General features: G+C 70.0%; 20 protein-coding genes, 9 pseudogenes and 1 riboswitch. Of the genes and pseudogenes, 11 read left to right on the top strand and 18 right to left on the bottom strand.

What is annotated here, in order from left to right; all coding sequences use genetic code 11:
- Positions 1-104: 104 nt before the first annotated feature.
- Positions 105-1,247, bottom strand: a complete 1,143-nt coding sequence (locus EAO75_RS20300; protein ID WP_147996483.1) for a glycosyltransferase family 4 protein — start codon at positions 1,245-1,247, stop codon at positions 105-107.
- 119 nt (positions 1,248-1,366) lie between these two features.
- Here EAO75_RS20300 and EAO75_RS20295 point away from each other — a divergent pair, with 119 nt between their 5' ends.
- On the top strand, positions 1,367-2,602 hold the full coding sequence (locus EAO75_RS20295; protein ID WP_147996482.1) for a glycosyltransferase family 87 protein: 1,236 nt from the start codon (positions 1,367-1,369) through the stop codon (positions 2,600-2,602).
- Here the strand turns inward: EAO75_RS20295 and EAO75_RS20290 are convergent.
- Positions 2,563-3,879, bottom strand: coding sequence for an MATE family efflux transporter (locus tag EAO75_RS20290; protein WP_147996481.1), 1,317 nt, complete (start codon positions 3,877-3,879; stop codon positions 2,563-2,565). The two genes, EAO75_RS20295 and EAO75_RS20290, sit on opposite strands and share 40 nt — an antisense overlap.
- 100 nt (positions 3,880-3,979) lie before the next feature.
- On the opposite strand from EAO75_RS20290, the gene EAO75_RS20285 reads away from it, so the two are divergent.
- Positions 3,980-4,510: a PadR family transcriptional regulator gene (locus EAO75_RS20285; protein WP_147996480.1), complete on the top strand. Its 531-nt coding sequence runs from the start codon at positions 3,980-3,982 to the stop codon at positions 4,508-4,510.
- Here EAO75_RS20285 and EAO75_RS20280 read toward each other — a convergent pair.
- From EAO75_RS20280 to EAO75_RS20260, 5 genes are all read right to left on the bottom strand, one after another.
- Positions 4,498-5,691, bottom strand: a complete 1,194-nt coding sequence (locus tag EAO75_RS20280) for a hypothetical protein (RefSeq protein ID WP_147996479.1) — start codon at positions 5,689-5,691, stop codon at positions 4,498-4,500. The genes EAO75_RS20285 and EAO75_RS20280 overlap by 13 nt on opposite strands.
- Before the next feature lie 32 nt (positions 5,692-5,723).
- Positions 5,724-6,737 carry an NlpC/P60 family protein gene (locus tag EAO75_RS20275; RefSeq protein ID WP_147996478.1) on the bottom strand — a complete coding sequence of 338 codons (1,014 nt, stop codon included), beginning with the start codon at positions 6,735-6,737 and terminating at the stop codon, positions 5,724-5,726.
- A gap of 228 nt (positions 6,738-6,965) precedes the next feature.
- Complete coding sequence (locus EAO75_RS20270; protein WP_147996477.1) at positions 6,966-7,997, bottom strand: NlpC/P60 family protein; 1,032 nt, start codon at positions 7,995-7,997, stop codon at positions 6,966-6,968.
- A gap of 211 nt (positions 7,998-8,208) precedes the next feature.
- Positions 8,209-9,552, bottom strand: coding sequence for an NYN domain-containing protein (locus EAO75_RS20265; protein ID WP_147996476.1), 1,344 nt, complete (start codon positions 9,550-9,552; stop codon positions 8,209-8,211).
- Between the two features lie 36 nt (positions 9,553-9,588).
- Positions 9,589-9,828, bottom strand: a complete 240-nt coding sequence (locus EAO75_RS20260) for a hypothetical protein (protein ID WP_147996475.1) — start codon at positions 9,826-9,828, stop codon at positions 9,589-9,591.
- Between the two features lie 156 nt (positions 9,829-9,984).
- On the opposite strand from EAO75_RS20260, the gene EAO75_RS20255 reads away from it, so the two are divergent.
- The 4 genes and pseudogenes from EAO75_RS20255 to EAO75_RS20240 form a co-directional block, all read left to right on the top strand.
- Entirely contained in the window at positions 9,985-10,746 is a 762-nt protein-coding gene (locus EAO75_RS20255) for a rhomboid family intramembrane serine protease (protein WP_147996474.1), read from the top strand.
- Positions 10,743-11,024 carry an Lrp/AsnC family transcriptional regulator gene (locus EAO75_RS20250; RefSeq protein WP_030953305.1) on the top strand — a complete coding sequence of 94 codons (282 nt, stop codon included), beginning with the start codon at positions 10,743-10,745 and terminating at the stop codon, positions 11,022-11,024. The genes EAO75_RS20255 and EAO75_RS20250 overlap by 4 nt, the downstream gene beginning before the upstream one ends.
- Positions 11,025-11,106: 82 nt before the next feature.
- Positions 11,107-11,391: pseudogene (locus tag EAO75_RS47500) on the top strand (small secreted hydrophilic protein); the annotation flags it as partial.
- A pseudogene (locus EAO75_RS20240) lies at positions 11,379-12,044 on the top strand (glycerate kinase); the annotation flags it as partial. The pseudogenes EAO75_RS47500 and EAO75_RS20240, both read left to right, overlap by 13 nt.
- Here the strand turns inward: EAO75_RS20240 and EAO75_RS20235 are convergent.
- From EAO75_RS20235 to EAO75_RS20220, 4 genes are all read right to left on the bottom strand, one after another.
- Positions 11,999-13,366 (bottom strand): aminotransferase class V-fold PLP-dependent enzyme, encoded by a 1,368-nt coding sequence (locus EAO75_RS20235; protein WP_147996473.1) that lies wholly within the window; start codon positions 13,364-13,366, stop codon positions 11,999-12,001. The pseudogene EAO75_RS20240 and the gene EAO75_RS20235 sit on opposite strands and share 46 nt — an antisense overlap.
- 144 nt (positions 13,367-13,510) lie before the next feature.
- Positions 13,511-13,627, bottom strand: a riboswitch (SAM riboswitch).
- 75 nt (positions 13,628-13,702) lie between these two features.
- Positions 13,703-14,767 (bottom strand): anthranilate phosphoribosyltransferase, encoded by a 1,065-nt coding sequence (gene trpD / locus EAO75_RS20230; RefSeq protein WP_147996472.1) that lies wholly within the window; start codon positions 14,765-14,767, stop codon positions 13,703-13,705.
- 135 nt (positions 14,768-14,902) lie between these two features.
- Entirely contained in the window at positions 14,903-16,540 is a 1,638-nt protein-coding gene (locus tag EAO75_RS20225; RefSeq protein WP_147996471.1) for a cytochrome b, read from the bottom strand.
- Complete coding sequence (locus EAO75_RS20220) at positions 16,537-17,502, bottom strand: ubiquinol-cytochrome c reductase iron-sulfur subunit (protein WP_147996470.1); 966 nt, start codon at positions 17,500-17,502, stop codon at positions 16,537-16,539. The genes EAO75_RS20225 and EAO75_RS20220 overlap by 4 nt, the downstream gene beginning before the upstream one ends.
- A gap of 36 nt (positions 17,503-17,538) precedes the next feature.
- On the opposite strand from EAO75_RS20220, the pseudogene EAO75_RS20210 reads away from it, so the two are divergent.
- Both EAO75_RS20210 and EAO75_RS20205 read left to right on the top strand, forming a co-directional pair.
- Positions 17,539-17,838: pseudogene (locus EAO75_RS20210) on the top strand (ubiquinol-cytochrome C reductase); the annotation flags it as partial.
- 1 nt (position 17,839) lies between these two features.
- A pseudogene (locus tag EAO75_RS20205) lies at positions 17,840-18,010 on the top strand (cytochrome c oxidase subunit 3); the annotation flags it as partial.
- Here EAO75_RS20205 and EAO75_RS20200 read toward each other — a convergent pair.
- From EAO75_RS20200 to EAO75_RS20190, 3 genes and pseudogenes are all read right to left on the bottom strand, one after another.
- Positions 17,990-18,163, bottom strand: a pseudogene (locus tag EAO75_RS20200) (ubiquinol-cytochrome C reductase); the annotation flags it as partial. The pseudogenes EAO75_RS20205 and EAO75_RS20200 overlap by 21 nt on opposite strands.
- The gene (locus EAO75_RS20195) at positions 18,160-18,972 is read right to left on the bottom strand and encodes a c-type cytochrome (RefSeq protein WP_147996469.1); all 813 of its coding nucleotides are present in this window, start codon (positions 18,970-18,972) and stop codon (positions 18,160-18,162) included. The gene EAO75_RS20195 and the pseudogene EAO75_RS20200, both read right to left, overlap by 4 nt.
- Before the next feature lie 81 nt (positions 18,973-19,053).
- A pseudogene (locus EAO75_RS20190) lies at positions 19,054-19,236 on the bottom strand (cytochrome c oxidase subunit 3); the annotation flags it as partial.
- Between EAO75_RS20190 and EAO75_RS20185 the strand changes: the two are divergent.
- Both EAO75_RS20185 and EAO75_RS20180 read left to right on the top strand, forming a co-directional pair.
- Positions 19,210-19,419 (top strand): annotated as a pseudogene (locus EAO75_RS20185) (c-type cytochrome); the annotation flags it as partial. The pseudogenes EAO75_RS20190 and EAO75_RS20185 sit on opposite strands and share 27 nt — an antisense overlap.
- Positions 19,409-19,711, top strand: a pseudogene (locus EAO75_RS20180) (heme-copper oxidase subunit III); the annotation flags it as partial. The pseudogenes EAO75_RS20185 and EAO75_RS20180, both read left to right, overlap by 11 nt.
- Here the strand turns inward: EAO75_RS20180 and EAO75_RS20175 are convergent.
- Positions 19,700-20,056: pseudogene (locus tag EAO75_RS20175) on the bottom strand (heme-copper oxidase subunit III); the annotation flags it as partial. The pseudogenes EAO75_RS20180 and EAO75_RS20175 overlap by 12 nt on opposite strands.
- Positions 20,057-20,201: 145 nt before the next feature.
- On the opposite strand from EAO75_RS20175, the gene EAO75_RS20170 reads away from it, so the two are divergent.
- Positions 20,202-20,603 (top strand): response regulator transcription factor, encoded by a 402-nt coding sequence (locus tag EAO75_RS20170; RefSeq protein WP_147996468.1) that lies wholly within the window; start codon positions 20,202-20,204, stop codon positions 20,601-20,603.
- Between the two features lie 79 nt (positions 20,604-20,682).
- On the opposite strand, the gene EAO75_RS20165 is transcribed toward EAO75_RS20170, so the two are convergent.
- The 3 genes from EAO75_RS20165 to EAO75_RS20155 all read right to left on the bottom strand — a co-directional run.
- Positions 20,683-21,945: an Ig-like domain-containing protein gene (locus EAO75_RS20165; protein ID WP_147996467.1), complete on the bottom strand. Its 1,263-nt coding sequence runs from the start codon at positions 21,943-21,945 to the stop codon at positions 20,683-20,685.
- Between the two features lie 130 nt (positions 21,946-22,075).
- Entirely contained in the window at positions 22,076-22,474 is a 399-nt protein-coding gene (locus EAO75_RS20160) for a cytochrome c oxidase subunit 4 (protein ID WP_147996466.1), read from the bottom strand.
- Positions 22,471-23,425, bottom strand: a 955-nt coding sequence (locus tag EAO75_RS20155; RefSeq protein WP_187284524.1) for a cbb3-type cytochrome c oxidase subunit I, incomplete at its 5' end; no start/stop codon positions are given. The genes EAO75_RS20160 and EAO75_RS20155, both read right to left, overlap by 4 nt.

Below are 23,425 nucleotides of genomic sequence, written 5' to 3'. Positions count from 1 at the left end.
CGGATTTGTCGGGTCCGCCTACTGGGGTGCCGGGTATTCGCTGCTGGCGGCTGCGGGTCGTTGTGGTTGATCGCGCAGTTCCCGGCGCCCCAGGGGGCGCTGCCCTACAGCAAGTCCTTCAGGTGCTCCGCGAGTAGGTCCCAGCGCCACTTCTCCTCGACCCACTCCCTGCCGCGCTCCCCCATCCTCCGGCGCAGCTCGGGGTCTGCGAGGAGCGGGACGATGCGGTCGGCCGCCTCCTCCGGGGAGCCGCCCCTCACCACCCAGCCCGTCTCGCCGTCCAGGACCGCGTCCGGTGCGCCGCCCGAGTCACCGGCGACCACCGGCAGGCCCGTCGCCGAGGCCTCCAGGTAGACGATGCCGAGGCCCTCGACGTCGAGGCCGCCCCGGCGGGTGCGGCACGGCATCGCGAAGACGTCGCCGGCGCCGTAGTGGGCGGGCAGGTCGGACCAGGGGACGGGGCCGGTGAAGTGGACCGAGCCGGCCACGCCCGTTTCCTGGGCCAGCCGCTGCAGGTCCTTCCCGTACGGCCCGCCCCCGACGATCAGCAGCACGGCTTCCGGCTCGGCGGCCAGGATGCGGGGCATGGCCAGGATCAGCGTGTCCTGCCCCTTGCGCGGCACCAACCGGGACACGCACACGATCACCGGCCGGTCCGTCAGCCCGAGCCGCGCGCGGACCTCGTCGCCGCCCGACCCGGGATGGAAGGTCTTCTCGTCGACTCCCGGCGGCAGCTGCACCATCCGCGAGGCCGCCGCCGGCGTCAGCGCGGTCGCGATCCGCGAGCGGGTGTACTCGCCGAGGTAGGTGATCGTGTCCGTCGACTCCCCGATCCGCCCCAGCAGCTGCCTGGCCGCGGGCAGCTGGGCCCACCCCGCCTCGTGACCGTGGGTCGTGGCCACCAGCCGTTCGGCGCCCGCCCTGCGCAGCGCCGGCGCCATCAGGCCGAGCGGTGCCGCCGCCCCGAACCACACCGACGTACAGCCGTGCTCGCGCAGCAGGCCGACCGCGCGCCGGGTCGCCCCGGGCGTCGGCAGCAGCATCGTCGTACGGTCCCGTACGACCGTGAAGGGCTGCTCGGCGTCGAAGGCCGCGGTGGCCTCGACGCCCTCGTGGCCGCGCTTCCAGGTCGAGGCGTAGACGACGAGGCGCTCCGGGTCGAGCCGTAGCGCCATGTTGTGCAGGAACGCCTGGATGCCGCCGGGGCGGGGCGGGAAGTCGTTGGTCACGATCAGGGTCTTGTGCACGCCGCGAACCTTACCGAAGGCGCTGTTCACAGCCAGGGCCCGGCCACGCCTGTGGCAGGTACACAGCTGGACGCGACATCATGTTCCATCAAGGCGGGAAGCGAACGGCAGGGGAACCGGTGGAGACGACGGGCACGCGGCGGTCCTTGGCGTGGCTTCTGGGCGTCTGGGGTCTGACCAGGGTGGTCCTGCTGCTGTTCGTGTTCAAGGTGTACGTCTTCCCCGGCCCGGACGTCACCAGCGACGTCTCGGTCATCTACCAGGGCTGGTACGAGGTGCTGCGCACCGGCACCTTCCCGCTGGGCGACGTGACCTGGCAGTACCCGCCCGCCGCGGCGCTGCCGATCCTCTCCCCCGCGCTGGTGTTCTGGCTGGACTACCCGTCGGCGTTCTTCGTCGTCGCCTTCACGGCCGACCTGGCCGTCCTGCTGCTCCTGCTGTACGCCGGTCTGCGCCCCGGCCGGACGCTGCGCGGGGCCTCGGTATGGGTGGCGGGCGTACCGCTGCTCGGACCGACCGTGTACGCGCGCTACGACGTGATGGTCACCGCCGTCGCCGTCGCCGCGCTGCTCGCCGGCACCCGGCATCCCCGGCTGATGGGGGCGCTGGCGGCCTTCGGGGCGATGCTGAAGGTGTGGCCGGTGCTGCTGCTGGTCGCGGCCTCCAGGCGCCGTGCGTGGCTGTCCGCCGTGCTGACCGCCGGCGCCATAGCGGCCCTGTTCGCCCTCACCATGCCCGGCGCCTTCGCCTTCCTGACCTTCCAGCGCGACCGGGGCACCGAGGTGGAGTCGCTGGGCGCGCTGGTCTTCCATGTGGCCCGGCAGTACGGCTGGGACGGCCAGGTGCTGCTGAACTACGGCTCGGTGGAGTTCCTCGGCCCGTACGTCGACGTCGTCAGCACGGCTGCCCTCGTCCTGAGCGGGCTGGCCTTCGGCTGGCTGCTGCTGTGGCGGCTGCGGGCGCGCCGGTTCCTGCCGCACACGCTCGCGGACGCGGCCTTCGTGGCGGTGCTGATGTTCGTGACGACGAGCCGGGTGATCAGCCCGCAGTACCTGGTGTGGCTGGTCGGCCTGGCGGCGGTGTGCCTGTGCTTCCGCGAGAGCCGGATGCGGCTCCCGGTCGCCCTGGTCCTCGCGGCGTCCTTCGTGACGGTCCTGGAGTTCCCGCTCTGGTTCTCGCACGTCGTCGCCAGCGACCCCCTCGGCGTCACCCTGCTGTTCCTGCGCAACGGCCTGCTGGTCCTCGCCACCCTCCTCGCGGCCCGCGAGCTCTGGCGCTCGACGGTCGTCCGAGCCACCCCCGGCGTCGTACCGGCTCAGCCCACCCGCGCCAGGGAAACGTCCCTGCCCTCCTGAGACCGGGCCCGCCGAAGCGACAGCAGCACCGCCGCGCACTGCACCCCCATGGCGAGCGCGAGGGCCAGGCACACGCCGGGCAGCCCGAGGCCGGACAGCGCGTACGCGAGCGGCAGTTGTACGGCCGTACCGAGCAGCGTCACCCGCAGCAGTACCGGCGCTCCCCCGCTCCCCTCGAAGACCCCGCCGAGCGCGATGAAGCAGGCCATCAGGACGAGATACGGCCCGACGCAGCGCAGGAACAGCGCACCGTCCTCGGCCACGGCGGGCCCGGCGCCGAACGCGGCCATGATCCACGGGGCGGTGGCACCCAGCAGGACGGACGCCGCGAGCCCCGCGCTCCCCGAGACCAGCACCGCCTGCCGCCCGATCGCCCGCCGCTCGTCCCGCCCGCTCCCGAGCAGTTGCGCGGTGTGGATGGAGGCGGCCTGGCGCACGGCGTAGAAGGCCATGGTGGCGACGTACATGACCTTGTACGCGATCGAGTAGGCGGCCACCGCCGTCACCCCGAGCCGCGCCACGAGCGCGACCAGGGCCAGCGCGCCCGCCTGCCGCACGGTGAAGTCGGCCGACATCGGCAGCCCGGTGCGCAGCGTCCGCCGGGCCGCGCGGACGACCGGCTCCGCGGGCCGCGCCCCGGCAGCCGCGCGCAGCACCCGGCTGCGCCGCAGGGCGACCAGTCCCACCCCCAGGGCCACGCTCCGGCACAGCACGGTCGCGGCGGCGGCGCCCTGGACGCCGTACACCTCGATGAGGAACGGATCGCAGACCAGGATCAGCCCGTTGGCCAGCAGCGCGAGCCGCAGCGGGGTTCTGGTGTCGCCGGTGCCCTTGAGGATGCCGTCGGCCGACTGCTGGGCGAAGAACACCGCCATCCCCGGCATCGAGATCGCGAAGTAGTCCACCGCGAGCGACAGGGCCGCACCTGCGTCGAGCACCAGCCGCGCCAACGGCTCCCGCAGCAGGAACCCGCCCACCACGACCACCGGCGTGACCAGCGCGCACACCGCCCATCCCCCGCGCACCGCCGCGCGCACGGCCCCCGGATCCCGCGCACCCCTGGCATGCGCGACCAGCACGGTCGTACCGGACCCGAACACGAGCGCCACGCCGAGCAGCACGTTCTCGGCGTTGGTCGCGACGGCCACGGCGGCCACGGCGGGGCCGCCGAGCCGGGAGACCCACACGGTGTTGATGATCCCGGCTGCGACGGAGGCGAGCAGGGACAGGTAGACGGGGTGGGCGAGCGTGATGAGCTGCTTGCGGTGAGCGTTCATGAGCGGTCCCCCTCGGCCCGGTGGCCTCGATACGGGCTACCTCGATTAGAGGTAGCTCGATAAGAGGTACCATCGACGCATCACGCCCGCAAGGAGGACCATGCTGGAGCTGTCGATCCTGGGCTTCCTCACCGAAGAGCCCCTGCACGGCTATGAGTTGAAGGAACGCATCACAGCGCTGAGCGGCCATGTCCGCCCGGTCAGCGACGGAGCGCTGTATCCGGCGATCACACGCCTGATCAAGGCGGGCAAGCTGGACGAGCACACCGAGCCCGGCGCGAGCGCCGCCCCCCGCCGGATCCTCTCGCTCACCGATCAGGGCCGCGCGGACCTGCTGGAGCGTCTGCGCCACCCCAAGCAGGTCGAGATCACGGACCAGGTTCGCTTCAACACGGTCCTGGCCTTCCTACGGCACCTGCCGGACCACCGGGAACAGGCTGAAGTGCTGCGCCGCCGGCTGGAGTTCCTCACCGCACCCACGAGCTTCTTCTACGAGGGCGGCAGGCCCGTACGGGCCGAGGAGTCCGACGACCTGTTCCGGCAGGGCATGCTGCGAGTCGCCCGGGCGACGGGCGAGGCCGAGCGCGCGTGGCTGACGGAGGCCATCGCGCTGCTCGATCACCCGAGCTGAGTCCGCAGGTACTCCCGCCACTGCCCGGTGAACTCCTCCAGCGAGGTGCCGAGTACGTCCTGCAGCGCGCCCTCGACCGCCCCCGCCCGGCGTTCGTGGCCGCCGACCGCGCGGTAGAACTCGGCGAGTCTGACCTCGCCCCAGCGGTCCGCGATCATGCGGCAGGCCATCCAGCCGCCCTCGTAGGCCTGGGCCAGCCCGGTCGCGTCGCCGGCGAAGCCGAAGTCCGCGTCGGAGGGCAGGCTCCGGGGCGCCCGGCCCTCGGACACCGCGCGCCGCAGCTCGGGGGCGGCCTGGGACGGGGAGCGGCCGCTGCCGAGGTAGCCGATCCAGTCGGCGTAGCCCTCGGAGAGCCACAGCGGGGTGGCGGGGGTGGTGTGGGTGCGGGTGGCGACGTGCGTGGTCTCGTGGGTGAGGACGACCTTCTTGCCGGTGTCGCCGAGGACGCCGTACGCGTCCGGATTCAGGATGATCCGGTCCGCGGGAGCGTCGGCCGGGGCGCCGGTCTCGCCGGTGGTGACCGCGGCGATCCCGCGATAGGAGGACTCGGGCGCGCCGAGCAGCCCCGCCATGCCGGTCAGCGACCGCGGTACGAGGACGACGATGTGCCGGGCCCAGTTCGTGCCCCACGCCTGGGACACGGCCGGCACCGCGTGGTCGGCCAGCACCGCGTACGACCGCAGCCGGGCGGCGGGCTGCCCGACGCCCAGGACGAGGCTGTCGTCGCCGCGCACGACGCTCACCTCGCCCTGGTCCCACAGCTGCTCGGCGGCGCCCTTCGCGGGCCGCTCCGACTCGACGTACCAGTGGCCCTCGGCGTCCAGCCCCAGGCTCAGCGTGCGGGCGGCCCGGACGGGAGCCCGGTCGTAGCCCTGGACGCGATAGCGCAGCTCGGCCTCCACGAGAGCGGTGTCCCCGGTGCGGCGCAGACCGGTCAGGCGGTACGACCAGTCGGCGAGGGGCACCGCGCGCAGATGGTCGAACCTGTCCCGCGCACCCGTGCGCAGATACGCCGCCGCGTCATGGTCGAGGATCGCGGCGGCCCGCCGGTCGAGGAGGCTCTGTACGTCGGCCCTGGCGCTGTCGGTCGCGGGCCGCCCGCCGCAGCCCACCAGCGCGACGAGCAGCAGACAGAGCGCCACGACGACCCGCGTTCCCGACGCCCGCCTTCGACCAGCCACTTTCCGATCGTACGGCGGCGGGGGCGCGGAGGTCAGACCCTGGTGACCGTCGCCCCGGGGATCATGCCGACCGGGTCGTAGCGCACGGGTGCGCCGGGATAGGGCGCGTGGATCACCTGGCCGTTGCCCATGTACATCCCGACATGGCTGGCGTCGGAGCGGTAGGTGACGACGTCGCCAGGCTGGGCCTCGGAGATCGGGACCTGCCGGCCGGCGTACCGCTGGCCCTGCGAGGTGCGCGGCAGGGAGACGCCGGCCTGGGCGTAGGACCACTGGATGAGGCCCGAACAGTCGAAGCCGGAGGGCCCGTTGGCGCCCCAGATGTACGGCCTGCCGAGCGCGGACTGGGCGGCGGCGACGGCGGCCGCCGCGCGGCCCGTCGCCGGGACGCCGCTGCCGAAGCCGGGCAGGTCGGCGCGGCCGGAGCGGGAGGCGCGGTCGTAGGCGGCGCGGTCGCTCTCGGTCAGGGAGTTCAGGAGCCTGCGGGCCAGGGCGAGCTTGCGTTCGACGGTCCGCTTGTGACCGGCGACGGCCTTGCGGCTCTTCTCCAGCTCGACGAGCTTGCCGGCCGCCTCGCTGCGCTCCTGGGACAGCTCGCGCATCGCGTCCTGGAGCTCCTTGAGTTCGCCGGCCTGGTGGGCGCTGATCCGGGCGAGCGCGGCGGCCTTGTCGAGGTAGTCCTCGGGGTCGTCGGAGAGCAGCAGGGCGAGGGAGGGGTCGAGGCCGCCGGAGCGGTACTGGGCGCCGGCCAGCGAACCGAGCACGTCCCGCATGGAGTTGATGTGCTCCTGCTGCCGGGCGATCCGGTCCTGGGCCCTGCTCACCTGCCCGCGGAGCTCGTCGGCGCGCTCGTCGGCCTTGTTGTAGGCCTCGGTGGCCTTCTCGGCCTCCTCGTAGAGGCGGTCCACCTTGGCCCGGGTGTCGTCCTGTGGCTCGGCAGCGGCCGGTACGACCCCGAGGGCCGCGGCGGCGGCCGACATGACGCAGAGCGCTGCGTTGGTGCCCCGGTCGAACCCGGGCGATGCAAGGCGACGATGGGACCCCACGGGAAGCCGCTCTCCTTCCGCTGGCGGACAGGGACTTTCCCCGGCGACGGGGAAACGCGGCAGACAGTAGCTCCGAGCGGCGTCGGCGACCAACGACCGCGGCGGGCACACAAAGTGACGCCCCGCCTCTGACGCAGGTCATGGGCGGGGCGTGGGGTCAGTCGGCGGTGTCGTAATTCGCTCGTTCGGGCGGCACGCTGCGTTGATCTTGCAGGCGCTGAGCCGGGGTCAGATGCGGACGCCGAACTGGAACGGCATGTTGTTGATCGACTCGTAGCGCACGACCGTGCCGGAGCGCGGGGCGTGCAGCACCTGACCGTTGCCGGCGTAGAGGCCGACGTGGTGCAGGTCGCCGTAGAAGATGACCAGGTCGCCGACCTTGAGCTCGCTCATCGACAGGTGCGTCCCGGCGTTGGCCTGGGCCTGCGAGGTGCGGGGGATACCGACGCCGGCCTGGGCGTAGGCCCAGGAGGTCAGGCCCGAGCAGTCGTAGGAGGCGGTGCCGGTGGCGCCGTAGACGTACGGCTTGCCGAGCTGGCTCTGGGCGGCCTGGAAGGCGGCCTGGGCCCGGCCGGAGGCGGAGCCGACGTTGCCGAGGTCGACGCGGTCGGCGGCGGAGCGGCTGGCGCGGTCCTCCTGGGCGGCGAGGGCGGCCTTCTCGGCGGCCGTCAGGCTGTTGAGAAGCTTCTGGGCCTCGGCGAGCTTGCCCTGAACCTGCTTCTTCTTCTCGCCCAGTTCGGTGCGGGTCGAGGAGAGGTCCTTGAGCTTCTCGGCGGCCTCGGCGCGCTGCTGGGCGAGCTCGCGCTGCTTCTCCTGGACCTTCTTCAGCGACTCGACCTGCTGAGCGCTCAGCTGGTCCATCGTGGAGGCCTTGTCCAGGTAGTCGTCCGGGTCGGACGACAGGAACAGCTGGATCGAGGAGTCGATGCTGCCCGTGCGGTACTGGGAGGCGGCCGCGAGGCCCATCGAGTCACGCAGCTCGTTCAGGTCTTCCTGACCGCGGGCCACGTTGTCCTGGATGGTGGAGATCTCCTTCTGGAGCTTCTCCTGCTTCTCCTTGGCGCCGTTGTACTTCTCGGTGGCCTGCTCGGCCTCCTCGTAGAGCTTGTCGACCTTGGCCTTGACCTCGTCCTTGCTCGGCTTCTCGCTGGGGGCCGCGTTGGCCGCCTGCGAACTGATGGCCACGGCAGCAGCCGCCGCGGTGGTGAGCACGGTCACGCGCGCTCGGCTCGGCTGCTTCGGTCGACGGTGGGACGCCACTGAGGTGAAACCCTTCTTGTGAGTGATCACCCGCTCGGAGGTTCGACGCCAGACCCTAGTGACCCTCTTGTGATCAGATCAAATCCTCACAAGAAAAATCTCGTCACACACATCATTCTTTACACACAACTCACATGGAGTGATGCGCGCTTGACACTACGTTGCGCGCCAGCTAGGCCAATTCGGGCATTGACCCTGCACGTTGACCTATTCAGGACAGTCGCTTCAGAAGCACCGCAGAAGCCACGGGACGCGCGCCGGCCTTGGCCACGCCGTCGGCGACCTCGCGGTCGGTCGAGGCGACGATGACCGGACGGCCCGGCGGCTCGGCGCGCACCAGCTGGCGGATCAGCTCGTCGGCGGTCACGCCCGGCTTGGAGAACAGCACCCGGACCCCGCGCGGCGGCGCGAGGAGCACCGGCGCGGCCAGCTCTGCGCCGTCGAAGACACAGGTCACCTCGGCGCCGGTCTGCGCGGCAAGCTGCGAGAGCTGGCCGAGGAGCCTGAGGCGCTGCTTCTCCAGCGGCATCTGGGGATAGCCGGTCTTGGTGACGTTGTAGCCGTCGACCACCAAGTGGGCCTGCGGCAGGGCGAGAAGCTGGTCGAGGATCGCGGGGTCGTTTTCGGACAGCGCACGCGCGGCGATGTCCTTGGGGGTCATTCGTCCCGGTTCGACCGCGTCCACGGTCTCGGCGGGACGTACGGAGACCGGCGGCAACGCCAGCTCCCTGCGCAGCCCTTGGGCCGCGTCCAGCAGGGTGTCCAGCAGCAGCCGGACGCGCATGTCCTCGACGCTGCGCCCCTCCCGCGCCGCTCTGCGCGTGGCCTCCAGGGCCGCCTCGGCCTCCCCGAGCCGCGCCTTGAGCCGCCGGGTCTCGCTCTCGGCCGCGGAGACCTGCGCGTGTCCCTCGGCGCGCATGCCCTCGATCTCGCCCTGGACCTTGCGCAGGGCGGCCTCGCCGCGCTTGACGTCGCTGAGGGCGGAGCGCAGCTTGCGGTGAAGCGATTCGGCTTCCTTCTTGGCCGCGTCCAGCTCGGTGCGCAGCCGCTCGGTCTCGTGCCGGGTGTGGTCCCGCGCCTCGGCGAGCTCCTCGCGCAGCCGCTCCAGCTCGGCCCGGGTCTCCTCGTCGGCGCGCTCGGCGTCGGCCCGCTGGGCCTCCTCGCCGGCCGCGGTGACCAGCTTGACCCAACCGGTGGGCCGTAGAACATAGGCCGCGGCCGCCACGTCGAGCGGGTCCGCGGCCGCAGGCGCCGAGCCGGAGTCGAGGGCGCCGGTGAGCTCCGGCTGGGCATCTCTGAGCTTCTCGCCGATGCGCTGCCGGAACAGCGGATCGGTCTCCAGCGCGGCGGCCATCGCGTTGCCGGCGAACTTGGCCCGCCGGTTCGGCGCGAATCTGGCGTACTGCCTCAGCTGTGCGGGCAGTTCGCCGACGGTCAGACCGCCGAAGCCGTCGGACACGATCTGTACGACCTTGCGCCGCACGCCGTCGGGCAGCGGACGGTCGAGCACCTCAGCGGCGCCGTCGCCCGGCTCCCCGCCTTGTGTCTCCACCATCCGTCACACCCCAATGCTGTGCGGGGACCGCTCCCCTCAGGAGCCGGCGCCCGGCCTGTCCACGAGTTCCACCTTGTCGACCGCGTTGCACCAGCGGCAGCGCACCGACTCGATCGTCTCACTGAGCACCTCGCGCTCCTCGACCTTCGGCTCGCCGGCCAGATCGAGGTGCATGTACTCCACGACCTTGGACGAACGCGTCACGTCGAAGCGCGTGAGGTTGCCGCAGAGCGTGCAGCGCCACCGCGTCGAGTCGGTCGGGAGGGGAACCGTCATCGTGGCTGTCCGCTTCCTTCTGGTTTCCGTGACGCGCCGGACTCCCCGGTGCGTGTGGCTCGTAACCCTACGGCCTGGCGGGTACTCGTCGCCCGTCCGTCCGCGGCGGCGAGGCGGTCTGTGCGAGTGCGTCCGGTTACGTCATGCTCTGTGTTCATGATCGGCAACTGGAGCGTGGCGCATTTCCGGGCTCGGTTCGGCGGTGCCGGGGGCCGATCGGCCCCCGGGTCGTCGGCGCCGGTGACATACGGGCTGATCATCCTGTGCTGCCTGGTCTTCGTGCTGGGCCCGGCGGCAGGACTCAATCCGGCGTACGGCTCCGGCGAGGGGCTGATCGCCGCGCAGCGGGCCTATTTCCACCGCTGGGGCGTGGTGCCCGCGGAGCTGTTCGAGGGCGCGCCACGGGCCGCCCTCACCCCCGCCACGGCCCTGTTCGTCCACGGCAGCTGGGTGCACCTGCTCGGCAACATGCTCTTCCTCTACGTCTTCGGCGCGATGACCGAGGAGCGGATGGGCCGCGTCCAGTTCACGCTGTTCTACCTCGGCTGCGGCTATCTGGCCCTGCTGGGCTACGCCGCCGCCAACGACGACTCCACCCAGTCCCTGGTCGGCGCGTCCGGGGCGATCTCGGCCGTCCTCGGCGCGTTCCTGTTCCTCTTCCCCGGAGCGCGGGTGACAAGCCTGCTGCCGTTCCTGCTCTTCCTTCCGCTGCGCTTCCCTGCCTGGGTCGTGCTGCCTTTCTGGGCGGCTCTGCAGTGGGTGGCGGCCGGGCGGGCGGCCCAGGGGCCCGGGGTGGCGTACCTGGCGCACCTGGTGGGCTTCGGCCTGGGCTTCGGCTACGCGTGGGCCCGGTTCGGGCGGCCCACTAGAGTGAAAGCCGCCCCAGCTCCGGCCCCCGAGGGAGAGAACCAGCCGTGATCACCGCGATCGTCCTGATCAAGACCAGCGTGGACCGGATCCCCGAGATCGCGGAGCGGATCGCTTCGCTGGAGAACGTGACCGAGGTCTTCTCCGTCACCGGCACCTATGACCTCATCGCCATGGTGCGCGTGACGGAACACGAGGAGCTGGCCGAGGTCATCCCCGGCCGGATCAGCAAGATCCCCGGCGTCGAGGGGACGGACACCCACGTGGCGTTCCGCACCTACTCGCAGCACGACATCGAGGCCGCCTTCGCCATCGGCCTGGACAGCTGACGCCTCCTGCACGGCTCGGGATGAAGAGTTCTTCATCCTGGGCTCATCCCGGCCGCCGGGAGCGGTGGGCAGGATCGCCCGTATGGCCTTCACGCACCGGATCGCGGCCCTGGCCGCCGTCGTGGCGATCCCGCTGGGCATCGCCGCGACCAGCTTCGCCCTCACCGACCAGCCGACGTCTCCCGAGGTCCCGCCGAGGGTGGAGCTGGACAGCGGCTCCCCCACGCCGACGCCCAGCCGGCCCGCGCCGACGCCGAGCGACGAGGTCGTCTCCCGCCCACCGGTGACCGACAGCCCCGCGAGTGATGGCGATGACGAGGCCCCCGACGATGACCTCGGCGAGCCCGGGGACGACGGCTCGCCCGGATCGACCCGTCCGGCCTGGACCCGCGTCTGCGGGACGTCGACCTGCTGGTCGCCTGCAACCCGTACAACGTGCTCTGCGGCGAGCGCGGTGTGGCCCGCGTCTTCGGGCCGCAGAAGGGCGCGACGCCCGCGCAGGTGGAGGAGCTGTCGGCGGGGCTGGAGAACTGGGCGCGGGTCCTCACCCGTGACCTGGGAGTCCTGGACACGGACCTGTACGGCGGCCCCGGCACCGGAGCCTCCGGCGGCCTGGGCGCCGGGCTCGCCGCACTCGGCGCCCGCCTGCTCCCCCGCTTCGACGTCCTCCTCGACGCCCGCCTCGCCCGCGCCGACCTCGTCGTGACCGCAGAGGGCGCCCTGGACCACCAGACGCCCCACGGCAAGGTCCCGGCCGAGGTCGCCCGCCGGGCCAAGCTGTACGGCCGCCCGGTGCTCGTGCTGGCGGGCACGCTGGGCGAGGGCGCGCGGAACGTGCCCGGAGTCGACGCGTTCAGCGGGATCCTGCCGGCGCCGATGGCTCTGGCGGAGGCCCTGGTGCGGGCCTCCGAGCTCCTCACGGACGCGACCGAGCGCGCCCTGCGGATGATCCTGCTGGGCGCCCGGCTACCGGCTCACGCGGAGGTGTCCGGCACACAACGGCCGTCCTCGGTGCGGTAGTTCCACCGGGCGCCGTCCGTCACGAGCTCCTTCACTGCGTTCACGAACCGCTCGACGTGCTCGTCCGGCGTACCGGCCCCGAAGCTCACCCGGATCGCGTTGAGGGACTTCTCCCCCGGCGCCGCCTCCGGGGCCCCGCACTCGCCCTGGGCCTGCGGGTCACTGCCGAGCAGCGTCCGCACCAGCGGGTGGGCGCAGAACAGCCCGTCCCGCACCCCGATGCCGTACTCGGCGGAGAGGGCGGCGGCGAAGTGGGAGCTGTTCCAGCCCTCGACGACGAAGGAGATGACGCCGACGCGCGGGGCGTCGTCGCCGAAGAGGGAGAGGATGCGGACGGCCGGCACCTCGGCGAGACCGGCCTGCACCTTCTCGATCAGGTACTGCTCACGGGCGACCAGGGTGTCGAACCCCGCCTCCGTCAGCGCCTTGCAGGCGGAGGCGATGGAGTAGGCGCCGATGACGTTCGGGGAGCCGGCCTCGTGCCGGGCGGCGCTGTCGTGCCAGTCGACGTCCACTCCCCCGTCCTCGCGCCGGGAGACCTTGCGGCTGGCGCCGCCGCCCGCGAGGTACGGCTCGGCCTCGCGCAGCCAGTCGGCGCGGCCGGCGAGGACGCCGGAGCCGAACGGGGCGTACAGCTTGTGGCCCGAGAAGGCGACCCAGTCGACGTCCAGGTCACGCACGCTCACCGGGTGGTGGGGGGCCAGCTGGGCGGCGTCGAGCACGATCCGGGCGCCGTGCGCGTGTGCGGCCGCCGCGAGCTCCTTGACCGGCCACAGCTCGCCGGTGACGTTCGAGGCGCCGGTGACGCAGACCAGGGCCGGGCCGTAGGGGTCGCGCTCGGCGAGGGCGCGCTCCAGGGTCTCGACGGCCTGGCGGGGGGTGCGGGGCGCGTTGAGGTAGGTCACGCGGGCGTCGCGCCAGGGCAGCAGGGAGGCGTGGTGCTCGGTCTCGAAGACGAAGACCTGGCAGTCGGCCGGGAGGGCGGCGGCGAGGAGGTTCAGCGAGTCCGTGGTCGACCGGGTGAAGACCAGCTGGTCGTCGGCGCGGCAGTCCAGGAATTCGGCGACGGTCCGGCGGGCGTTCTCGAACAGGTCGGTGGAGAGCTGCGAGAGGTAGCCGGCACCGCGGTGGACGCTGCCGTAGTACGGCGCGTAGGCGGCCACGTCGTCCCAGACGCGCTGCAGGGCGGGGGCGCTGGCGGCGTAGTCGAGCGCGGCGTAGGTGACCTCGCCGCCGGTGACGAGCGGGACGGTGACATCACGGCCCAGAACGGGCAGAGAGGCACAAACGGACTGGTCGGCGGCAGCAGTGGAGACAGACATGGCGAACTCCCGTGAGGGGCATGCCAATAGAGAGGCATGCGAGAAAGAGAAAAGGGTGTGCGGAGGCGGGGCTCTGCGGCCCTATCGCATTCGCTTGCTCACGGAAGACTCCCTCGAACGACCAGGACCCCTGGTTTCGAGAGGGGCCCGCGCTTGCCGTAGACCTCGCTGCCTACGGCCTGGTCTTCACCCGGGGCACCCCGCCACGGACGGAGGGTTGCCGGACAGTCGGCCGGGGCCTCATGACTGTCACTCATGACCTGGTACAGGAACGTACGCGAAATGATCGTCGTCCCGCAACCCGTGTCCGGATCGCGGGATGACATCGCGTGCGCGCTAGGCGTTGCTCGCGGCCACCCACCGGTCGAGCGTCCGCTTCGCCGAGCCCGAGTCGATCGACTCCGCCGCCTTCGCCATGGCGGCGCGGATCTGCTCGGTGAGCGGGGCATCGGTCGGGTTCAGCGCCACCAGCGCGGCGGCCGAGTTGAGCACCACGGCGTCCCGTACGGGCCCCGTCTCCCCGTTCAGCAGGCGCAGCGCCACATCGGCGTTGTACGACGCGTCAGCGCCCCGCAGCGCCTCCACCGGCACCAGTTCGATGCCGACGTCGCGCGGGTCGAAGGCCTCCTCGGTCACCTTGCCGTCGCGTACGACCCACACCCGCGAGGTGGCGGTGGTGGTGAGCTCGTCGAGGCCGTCGTCGCCGCGGAACACCAGCGAGGAGTTGCCGCGCTCGGCGAAGACGCCCGCGACGATCGGTGCCATGCGCGGGTCCGCCACGCCGACCGCCTGGGCCCTCACCTTCGCCGGGTTGGTCAGCGGACCGAGCACGTTGAAGGTCGTCCGGATGCCCAACTGCCCGCGCGCGGCCGCCACATGCCGCAGCGACGGATGGAACTTCACCGCGAAGCAGAAGGTGATCCCGGCCTCCTCGGCGACCCGGGCCACCCGTCCGACGGGCAGCTCCAGATTGACGCCGAGCTTCTCCAGCACGTCCGAGGCACCCGACGCCGACGACGCCGCCCGGTTGCCGTGCTTGACGACCTTCGCACCGGTGCCGGCGATGACGATCGCCGACATCGTGGAGATGTTGACGGTCTTCGCCCCGTCGCCGCCGGTGCCGACGATGTCGACGGTCGGTCCCGGCACCTCGATCACGTTCGCGTGCGCGTACATCGTCCGGACGAGCCCGGTGATCTCCGCCACCGTCTCGCCCTTGGCCCGCAGTGCCACCACGAACCCGGCGATCTGCGCGTCCGTCGCCTCGCCGCGCATGATCAGGTCCATCGCCCACGCGGTGTCGTCGGCGGACAGGTCCCGGCCGTCCAGCAGGCCGTTCAGCAGCAGGGGCCAGGAGCGGGCCGCCGCGGTGTCGCCTCCGGCGGGGGTCACAGCGCTCATAAGCCGCTCCAGGGTCAGGCGTCCCGCACTACGGGACACGAGTCTCAACGAGGTCCACCCTATCCAGCCCCGGGGCACGGCGAAGGGCCCCGTCCGTACAACGGACGGGGCCCTCAACCGTGGCGTGCGCAGCGATCAGTGGTGGCCGTGGCCGCTCGTGATCTCCTTGTACTCCTCGACGGTCGGCTTGGGGATCTGGCCGTCCTCGCTGAAGTACGACTTGCTGAGCTTGGCGCGCAGCTTCTCGGAGCCCTTCACCTTGCGCTCCACGCCGTTCTCGTCGACCGTCGGGCCGATCTCGAGCGGCTGGTACTGCTCGTGCGCGGTGAGGGTGTGCAGCGCGTCCTGGCTGAGCGGCTCGTGCACCTCGATGAACTCACCGTGCGGCAGGCGCTTGATGATGCCCGACTCGCGGCCGTGCAGCACCTTGTCCTTGTCCCGGCGCTGCAGGCCGAGGCAGATCCGCTTGGTGATGATGAACGCGATGACCGGTCCGACGAAGAAGCCGATCCGGACGAACCAGGTGACCGCGTTGATCGACAGGTGGAAGTGGGTGGCCCACAGGTCGTTGCCACCGCCGACCAGGCCGATCATGTACACCGTGACCCAGGCGACGCCGAACGCGGTACGCGTCGGGGCGTTGCGCGGGCGGTCCAGGATGTGGTGCTCGCGCTTGTCGCCGGTGACCCAGGACTCGATGAACGGGTAGACCGCGATCGCCATCAGCACCAGGCCGAAGAGCACCAGCGGGATGAACACACCCAGGACGAGCGTGTGACCCCAGAAGTTGACCTCCCAGCCCGGCATGTACCGGACCAGACCCTCGGCGAAGCCCATGTACCAGTCGGGCTGGGCGCCCGTGGACACATGGTCCGGCCGGTAGGGGCCCATGGCCCAGATCGGGTTGATCTGCGCGATCGCCGCGATGATCGCGATGACACCGAAGACCAGGAAGAAGAAGCCTCCGGCCTTGGCCATGTACACCGGCAGCAACGGCATGCCGACGACGTTCTTGTTGGACTTTCCGGGGCCCGCGAACTGCGTGTGCTTGTGGTAGAAGACCAGGATCAGGTGGCCGACCACCAGGCCGAGCATGATGCCCGGCAGCAGCAGGATGTGGATCGAGTAGAAGCGGGCCACGAAGTCGACGCCCGGGAACTCGCCGCCGAAGAGGAAGAACGAGATGTACGTGCCGACGATCGGCATGGACAGGATCGCGCCCTCGGTGAAGCGGACACCGGTGCCGGAGAGCAGGTCGTCCGGGAGCGAGTAACCGGTGAAACCGGTGAACATGCCCAGGACGAACAGCAGGAAGCCGAACAGCCAGTTGATCTCACGCGGCTTGCGGAACGCGCCCGTGAAGAACACGCGCATCATGTGCACGAACATGCCGGCGAGGAAGATCAGCGCCGCCCAGTGGTGGATCTGCCGGATGAGCAGACCACCGCGCACGTCGAACGAGATGTGCAGGGTCGAGCTGAACGCCTCACTCATCAGCTGTCCCTGCAGCGGGACGTAGCTGCCGTGGTACTCCACCTCGTTCATCGACGGGTGGAAGAACAGCGTCAGGTACACACCCGTGAGGATGATGATGATGAAGCTGTAGAGGCAGACCTCACCCAACATGAACGACCAGTGGTCGGGGAAGATCTTGCGCATGTTGGCCTTGGCCAGGGAGTAGATCCCCAGTCGGCCGTCGGCCCAGTCGGCGACGCGCTCGCCGGCCGGCGCCTTCCCGCGTGCGCGGGACTCGGTGGTCTCTGTAGTGCTCATCCGCGCTCCCAGAATGCAGGACCGACGGGCTCCGTGAAGTCGCCGAGCGCCTCAAGGTAGCCCTCGTCGTTCACACCGATGCGCAGCTGCGGCAAGGGGTGACCGGCTGGGCCGAAGATGACCTTGGCACCGTCGGAGAGGTCGAAGGTGGACTGGTGACAGGGGCACAGCGCGTGGTGCGTCTGCTGCTCGTACAGGGAGATCGGGCAACCGACGTGGGTGCAGATCTTCGAGTACGCGACGATGCCCTGGTAGGACCAGTCGAGTTCCTGCTTGTCCTTGATGTCGTCCGGCTGGAGCCGGATGATCATCAGGGCCGCCTTGGCGATCTCGTTCTGGAAGTCGTGGTCGTGCTCCTCCAGGCCCTCCGGCTTGACGAAGGTGAGGGAGCCGACCGCGACGTCCTCGGGACGCAGCGGCTCGTCGGTGTTCATGTTGACGAGCAGCTTGCCCTTGGACCACAGGGTGTGGCGGAGCTTGGTCCCGGGCAGCGGGCCGAGGTCACGCAGCAGGACGACGCCGGAGAGCGGGAACAGGGCCAGCGCACCGAACATCGTGTTGCGGATCAGCTTGCGGCGACCCAGCGCGGACTCCTTGGCGCCCTGCTTGAAGTCGGCCATGACCTTGGCCTTGACCTCGGGCTCCGCGGCGATCGCGTGCCGCTCGTCGGCGACCTCTTCGTCGGACATCAGGGTGCGGGCCCAGTGGACCGCGCCCGCGCCGATGCAGAACAGCGCCGCACCGAGGGTCAGACCCAGCGCGAAGTTCAGCGCGTTGAGGTGACCGATCGGGAAGACGAAGACCGACTTGTCGTGGGGGATCGTCACGTACGAGGCGATGAAGCCCACGGTGGCCAGCATCGAGACCGTGAACAGCAGGGCGACCGCGCGCTCGGACCGCCGGGCGGCCCGCTCGTCGATGTCCTGGATCTTCGGTCTCGGCGCCCTGATCGCGGTCGCCATCTGGGTCGCCGCTCGGACCGCAAAGGCCAAGAAGTCATGAGTAGCCAAGACATTCCAGAAGAGAACCTGCCCGCTGAGCAGGACGCCAACGTCGCGGTAGCAGACGAGAAGAACCCCTTCGCGGACCCCGGACTGCCGCCCCACGAGCACCGGATCCAGGACATCGACGAGCGGGCCGCCCGGCGGTCCGAGCGCGCGGTCGCCCTGCTGTTCACGGTCTCGATGCTGGCCACCGTGGGCTTCATCGCCTCGTACGTGACGATCCCCCACGACAAGTCGGTCTTCGTCTTCCCGATCGGTCACCTCAACGCGCTGAACTTCGCGCTGGGTCTGACCGGTCAAGCACGAGGGCATCTCGCTCTCGTCCGGCCCGTACGGCTCGGTCTTCTACCTGACCACCGGCTTCCACGGCCTGCACGTGACGGGCGGCCTGATCGCCTTCCTGCTGGTCCTCGGTCGCACCTACGCGGCCAAGAGGTTCACGCACGAGCAGGGCGACCGCGCGCTCGGACCGCCGGGCGGCCCGCTCGTCGATGTCCTGGATCCGGTGCTCGTGGGGCGGCAGTCCGGGGTCCGCGAAGGGGTTCTTCTCGTCTGCTACCGCGACGTTGGCGTCCTGCTCAGCGGGCAGGTTCTCTTCTGGAATGTCTTGGCTACTCATGACTTCTTGGCCTTTGCGGTCCGAGCGGCGACCCAGATGGCGACCGCGATCAGGGCGCCGAGACCGAAGATCCAGGAGAAGAGGCCCTCACTGACCGGCCCGAGGCCGCCCAGCTCCAGACCACCCGGATTGACCGTCTCGTCACTGTTGACCGCGTGGAGGTACGCGATGATGTCCTTCTTGTTCTGCTCCGACAGCGTGGTGTCGGGGAAGGACGGCATGTTCTGCGGGCCGGTCTGCATGGCCTCGTAGATGTGCTTCGGGTCGACGCCCTCGAGGCTCGGTGCGTACTTGCCCTTCGTCAGCGCGCCGCCCTTGCCCGTGAAGTTGTGGCACTGGGCGCAGTTGTTGCGGAAGAGCTCGCCGCCCTTGGCGATGTCCGCTCCCTCGGGGCCGTACTGCTCCTCGGTCGGGACGGTCGGACCGGCACCCAGCGAGGCGATGTACGCCGCGAGCTGGTCGATCTGGGCCTGCGAGTAGATGTTCTTCTTCGCCGGGACCTGGGCGCCCTGGGAGGTGGCGGCCGGCATACGGCCCGTCGACACCTGGAAGTCGACGGCGGCAGCGCCGACGCCGACAAGGCTCGGACCGTCGGAGGTGCCCTGACCGCCGGTTCCGTGGCAGCTGGCGCAGCCGACGGCGTAGAGCTTCTTGCCCTCTTCAATCGTGAGGGACTGGGCGGTTTCCTCGGCCTGCGCCTTGCCCGCGGGAGCGAACACGGCGTACAGCCCCCCCGTGCACGCCAGCGCGAGGAGTAGGACGACGACCGCCGCCAGCGGATGGCGTCGTCGTGCGGAGAGCTTTTTCACGGATTACCCCGGTGTCAGGATCTTCTGCGTCGATGCTTCTGGAAGGTGCGTTGTGTGGAACGCGCGCGGGATCGGGCCCGACTACTTGATCATGTAGATCGTGGCGAAGAGGCCGATCCAGACGACATCGACGAAGTGCCAGTAGTAGGACACGACGATTGCGGCGGTCGCCTGCTCGTGCGTGAACCTCTTGGCCGCGTAGGTGCGACCGAGGACCAGCAGGAAGGCGATCAGGCCGCCCGTCACGTGCAGGCCGWGGAAACCGCCCAGTCCCTCACGATTGAAGAGGGCAAGAAGCTCTACGCCGTCGGCTGCGCCAGCTGCCACGGAACCGGCGGTCAGGGCACCTCCGACGGTCCGAGCCTTGTCGGCGTCGGCGCTGCCGCCGTCGACTTCCAGGTGTCGACGGGCCGTATGCCGGCCGCCACCTCCCAGGGTCTCCTCCCTCACCTGCCAGCTCGGCGTCTTCGCCGCTGAGCGCGGTGACGTGAAGAAGCTCCGGGGCTGGTTCATCGTCACCTTCATCATGGGTGCGATCTTCGTCGGCGGTCAGGTGTACGAATACACCGAGCTGGTCAAGCACGAGGGCATCTCGCTCTCGTCCGGCCCGTACGGCTCGGTCTTCTACCTGACCACCGGCTTCCACGGCCTGCACGTGACGGGCGGCCTGATCGCCTTCCTGCTGGTCCTCGGTCGCACCTACGCGGCCAAGAGGTTCACGCACGAGCAGGCGACCGCCGACGAAGATCGCACCCATGATGAAGGTGACGATGAACCAGCCCCGGAGCTTCTTCACGTCACCGCGCTCAGCGGCGAAGACGCCGAGCTGGCAGGTGAGGGAGGAGAGCACCAGGATCGTGGTGTTCGTCGCCGAGAACGGGAAGTTCAAGGCCTCGGCCTGTGACTCCCAGTACTCGGGCCCCGTCACCGATCGCAGGGTGAAGTACATCGCGAAGAGGGCCGCGAAGAACATCAGCTCGGAACTCAGCCAAATGATGGTTCCGACGCTGGTGAGGTTCGGTCGGTTGACCGACGGGTGCGCGTGCCCGGTTTCTACTGTCGTTGCTGTCGCCACGACCGACATTATGTCGGTCGCTTATCCCGCCCTCACTCCGGGGGGTGCCGTTCGGAGTGTCTTCCCCTGTCGTACCGGTGTTGACGTGGTGTTCAAGGGAGTAGCATCCGGCCCAACGGGCCTGTCCTTACGACGCTGATGTCACGGAGGAACAATGCAGCCGACCGCCACGGTGCTGGTCTACAGCGACGACTCCAACACCCGTGAGCAGGTGAGGTTGGCGACCGGGCGACGGCCCGCTCCGGACGTTCCCGTGGTGGAGTTCGTGGAGTGTGCGACCCCTGCGGCCGTCGTCAGGGAGCTGGACAAGGGCGGGATCGATGTCTGCGTCCTGGACGGTGAGGCCGTGCCCATGGGGGGCATGGGGGTTTGCCGGCAGATCAAGGACGAGGTGTTCAACTGTCCGCCGGTGCTGGTGCTGATGGGGCGGCCGCAGGATGCGTGGCTGGCCACGTGGAGTCGGGCCGAGGCGGCTGTGACGTTGCCTGTGGAGCCCGTGGAGTTCGCCGGTGCGTTGGCTGCGCTGTTGCGCACCAAGAGGCTGCAGAGCGCCTAGGAGCCCGGCTCGACCGGTTCCGGGGCGGCTGCGGGGCGGCTGTGGCTTGTCGCGCGGTTCCCCGCGCCCCTGGGGGCGTTCATACGCTCTGTGGCCTCAGTCGTGCCCGCTCCGCGGGGCTCGGGCCGTCCGGGGTGCCGGAAACCAGGGCGCTGCCGCCCCGCCAGTTCTTCCAGGGCAGGTTCCAGTCGCCGAAGCCGTTGCCGAACGATTCCATCGTGTTGCCGTTCGAGTTGATGACCTTGACGATGTCGCCCTCGCGGACGTTGTCGAAGAACCACTCGGCGTTGGCGGTGCTCATGCCGGTGCAGCCGTGGCTGACGTTGGCGTAGCCCTGGGAGCCGACCGACCAGGGGGCGGCGTGGACGTACTCGCCGCTCCAGGTCACCCGGGTGGCGTAGTAGACCGGTAGGTCGTAGGACTCCGCGGAGCCTTCCGCTATGCCGACGCTCGTGCCGCGCATGCGTACGAAGTACTCCTTGCCCAGGATCACCTTGACGCCGTTGCGGGTCTCGAAGCCGGGCTTGCCCGTGGTGACGGGTATGGACCTGACCTCCTCGCCGTTGCGGAAGAGCGTCAACTGGTGGGTGGAGGCGTCCGTGACGGCGATGACCTGGTCGCCGATGGTGACCTTGAGGGGCTTGCCCTTGCCGCCCCAGACGCGGTCGCTGACCTTGACGCCGTCCAGGTCGCTGCGGGCCCGGACGGTGGCACCGGCGGGCCAGTACTCCTTGGGCCGGTAGTGGAGTTCCTTGTCGTCGACCCAGTGCCAGGTGCCGTCCACCGCGGGGATGGAGTCGACCCTCAGGGCCCGCTCGACTATCGCCCGCTGGTTCTTGTCCTTGACGGGCCGGCTCAGTTCGGCCGTGATGGGCTGGCCGACGCCGTACTTGCCCGCCTTGGGGCCGAACGTCACCGTCAGGTGCTTCTTGCTGGTCGGCTTGCTGGTGTCGAAGGTGAGGACCTTGCGGCCGGGGGCGCCGTCCTCGTCCTCGGTGCTCACGCGGACCTTGTAGCGGGCGTTGGCGGCCAGCGGAGAGGTGCTGTGCCACCTGGTGCCGTCGGCGGAGAGTTCGCCCGTGACGTAGCGCCCTGCGGCGTCCCTGGCGGTGACGTCGGTGATCCGGCCGTCGGAGTCCGCGGCGGTGATCTCCAGGGGCTTGTCGGGGTCGGCCTTCTCGCCGTCGCCCGAGGGGCCGTTGAAGGCGATCTGGTCGGCCGCGTCGTACGGCTCGGCGGACAGCGGGTTGCCGTCGCTGCTGCAGCCGGCGGCGCTCGCGCCGAGCGCGATCAGCAGGAGCGTGCAGCCTATGACGGTGCTCTTGCTCGGTATTTTGCTCATGGCTTCACGCTAGGAAGCGGCGTCAACGGCGGCGCGCCGAGTGACACGTATGGGCGATGCCGGTTACGGCAAACGAGGGAGCCCGGACCTCCTGACGGAGTGTCCGGGCTCCCAGTGAGCTCAGCTCGTGTTACTGAGTGCGGTTCTCACCGCGGTAGTACTCGAAGACCCAGCCCCAGAGGCCGACCAGGATCAGCGGCGCCGAGAAGTACATCAGCCACCAGCCGATCGCGATCGACAGGAAGGCGAGGGCGCCTCCGATCGCGAGGGAGAGCGGCTGCCAGCTGTGCGGGCTGAAGAACCCGACCTCGCCGGCGTCGTCCGCGACGTCCGCTTCCTTGTTGTCCTGCGCACCCGCGTCGACCCGCCGGGCGGTGAAGCCCAGGTAGAAGCCGATCATGATGCACAGACCGAAGGCCAGGAAGAGGGCCGTGGTACCGGCCGGCTCCTTCGACCAGACGCCATAGACCACAGCCATGGCGAGGACGAAGAAGCTCAGCCACATGAACATCCTGCCTTGGACCTTCACTTGCCGGCCTCCTTGCCACCAGCCAGGGCCTTCTCACCGTGAGGGGCGTTCTCGAGCTGGTCGAGAGCGGCGATCTCAGGGTGATGCAGGTCGAACGCCGGGGATTCGGATCGGATCCGCGGCAGAGTGAGGAAGTTGTGCCGCGGGGGCGGGCAGGAAGTCGCCCACTCCAGCGAYCGGCCGTAGCCCCACGGGTCGTCGACCTCGACCTTCTTGCCGTACTTGGCGGTCTTCCACACGTTGTAGAAGAACGGCAGCAGCGACGCGCCGAGGACGAACGAGCTGATCGTCGAGATCGTGTTCAGGGCGGTGAAGCCGTCGGCCGCGAGGTAGTCGGCGTAACGACGCGGCATGCCCTCCGCTCCCAGCCAGTGCTGGACCAGGAAGGTGCCGTGGAAGCCGACGAACAGCGTCCAGAAGGTCATCTTGCCCAGCCGCTCGTCCAGCATCTTGCCGGTCATCTTCGGCCACCAGAAGTGGAAGCCGGCGAACATCGCGAAGACGACGGTGCCGAAGACGACGTAGTGGAAGTGCGCCACCACGAAGTACGAGTCGGACACGTGGAAGTCCATCGGCGGCGAAGCCAGGATGACGCCCGTCAGACCACCGAAGGTGAAGGTGATGAGGAAGCCGACCGCCCAGAGCATCGGTGTCTCGAAGGACAACGAGCCCTTCCACATCGTTCCGATCCAGTTGAAGAACTTCACGCCGGTCGGGACGGCGATGAGGAACGTCATGAAGGAGAAGAACGGCAGCAGCACACCGCCGGTGACGTACATGTGGTGCGCCCACACCGTCACGGACAGACCCGCGATGGCGATGGTCGCCGCGATCAGACCCATGTAGCCGAACATCGGCTTGCGGGAGAAGACCGGGATGACCTCACTGATGATGCCGAAGAACGGCGGAGCGTTGCTATGGCAACACTTGTTCTGGTTCTTCGGGCATCCA

It is taken from the genome of Streptomyces sp. UW30 (assembly GCF_008042075.1).
Classification (GTDB): Bacteria; Actinomycetota; Actinomycetes; order Streptomycetales; family Streptomycetaceae; genus Streptomyces.
This window is presented reverse-complemented; position numbering and strand designations above follow the sequence as displayed.

Bases quoted from the DNA above. Each gene is read 5' to 3' on its own strand.
- EAO75_RS20220 (WP_147996470.1), bottom strand. From the start codon at position 17,502: ATGGCGACCGCGATCAGGGCGCCGAGACCGAAGATCCAGGACATCGAC.
- EAO75_RS20225 (WP_147996471.1), bottom strand. From the start codon at position 16,540: ATGAGCACTACAGAGACCACCGAGTCCCGCGCACGCGGGAAGGCGCCG.
- EAO75_RS20235 (WP_147996473.1), bottom strand. From the start codon at position 13,366: ATGTCTGTCTCCACTGCTGCCGCCGACCAGTCCGTTTGTGCCTCTCTG.
- EAO75_RS20165 (WP_147996467.1), bottom strand. From the start codon at position 21,945: ATGAGCAAAATACCGAGCAAGAGCACCGTCATAGGCTGCACGCTCCTG.
- EAO75_RS20260 (WP_147996475.1), bottom strand. From the start codon at position 9,828: ATGACGGTTCCCCTCCCGACCGACTCGACGCGGTGGCGCTGCACGCTC.
- EAO75_RS20285 (WP_147996480.1), top strand. From the start codon at position 3,980: ATGCTGGAGCTGTCGATCCTGGGCTTCCTCACCGAAGAGCCCCTGCAC.
- EAO75_RS20255 (WP_147996474.1), top strand. From the start codon at position 9,985: ATGATCGGCAACTGGAGCGTGGCGCATTTCCGGGCTCGGTTCGGCGGT.
- EAO75_RS20290 (WP_147996481.1), bottom strand. From the start codon at position 3,879: ATGAACGCTCACCGCAAGCAGCTCATCACGCTCGCCCACCCCGTCTAC.
- trpD (WP_147996472.1), bottom strand. From the start codon at position 14,767: ATGAGCGCTGTGACCCCCGCCGGAGGCGACACCGCGGCGGCCCGCTCC.
- EAO75_RS20265 (WP_147996476.1), bottom strand. From the start codon at position 9,552: ATGGTGGAGACACAAGGCGGGGAGCCGGGCGACGGCGCCGCTGAGGTG.
- EAO75_RS20170 (WP_147996468.1), top strand. From the start codon at position 20,202: ATGCAGCCGACCGCCACGGTGCTGGTCTACAGCGACGACTCCAACACC.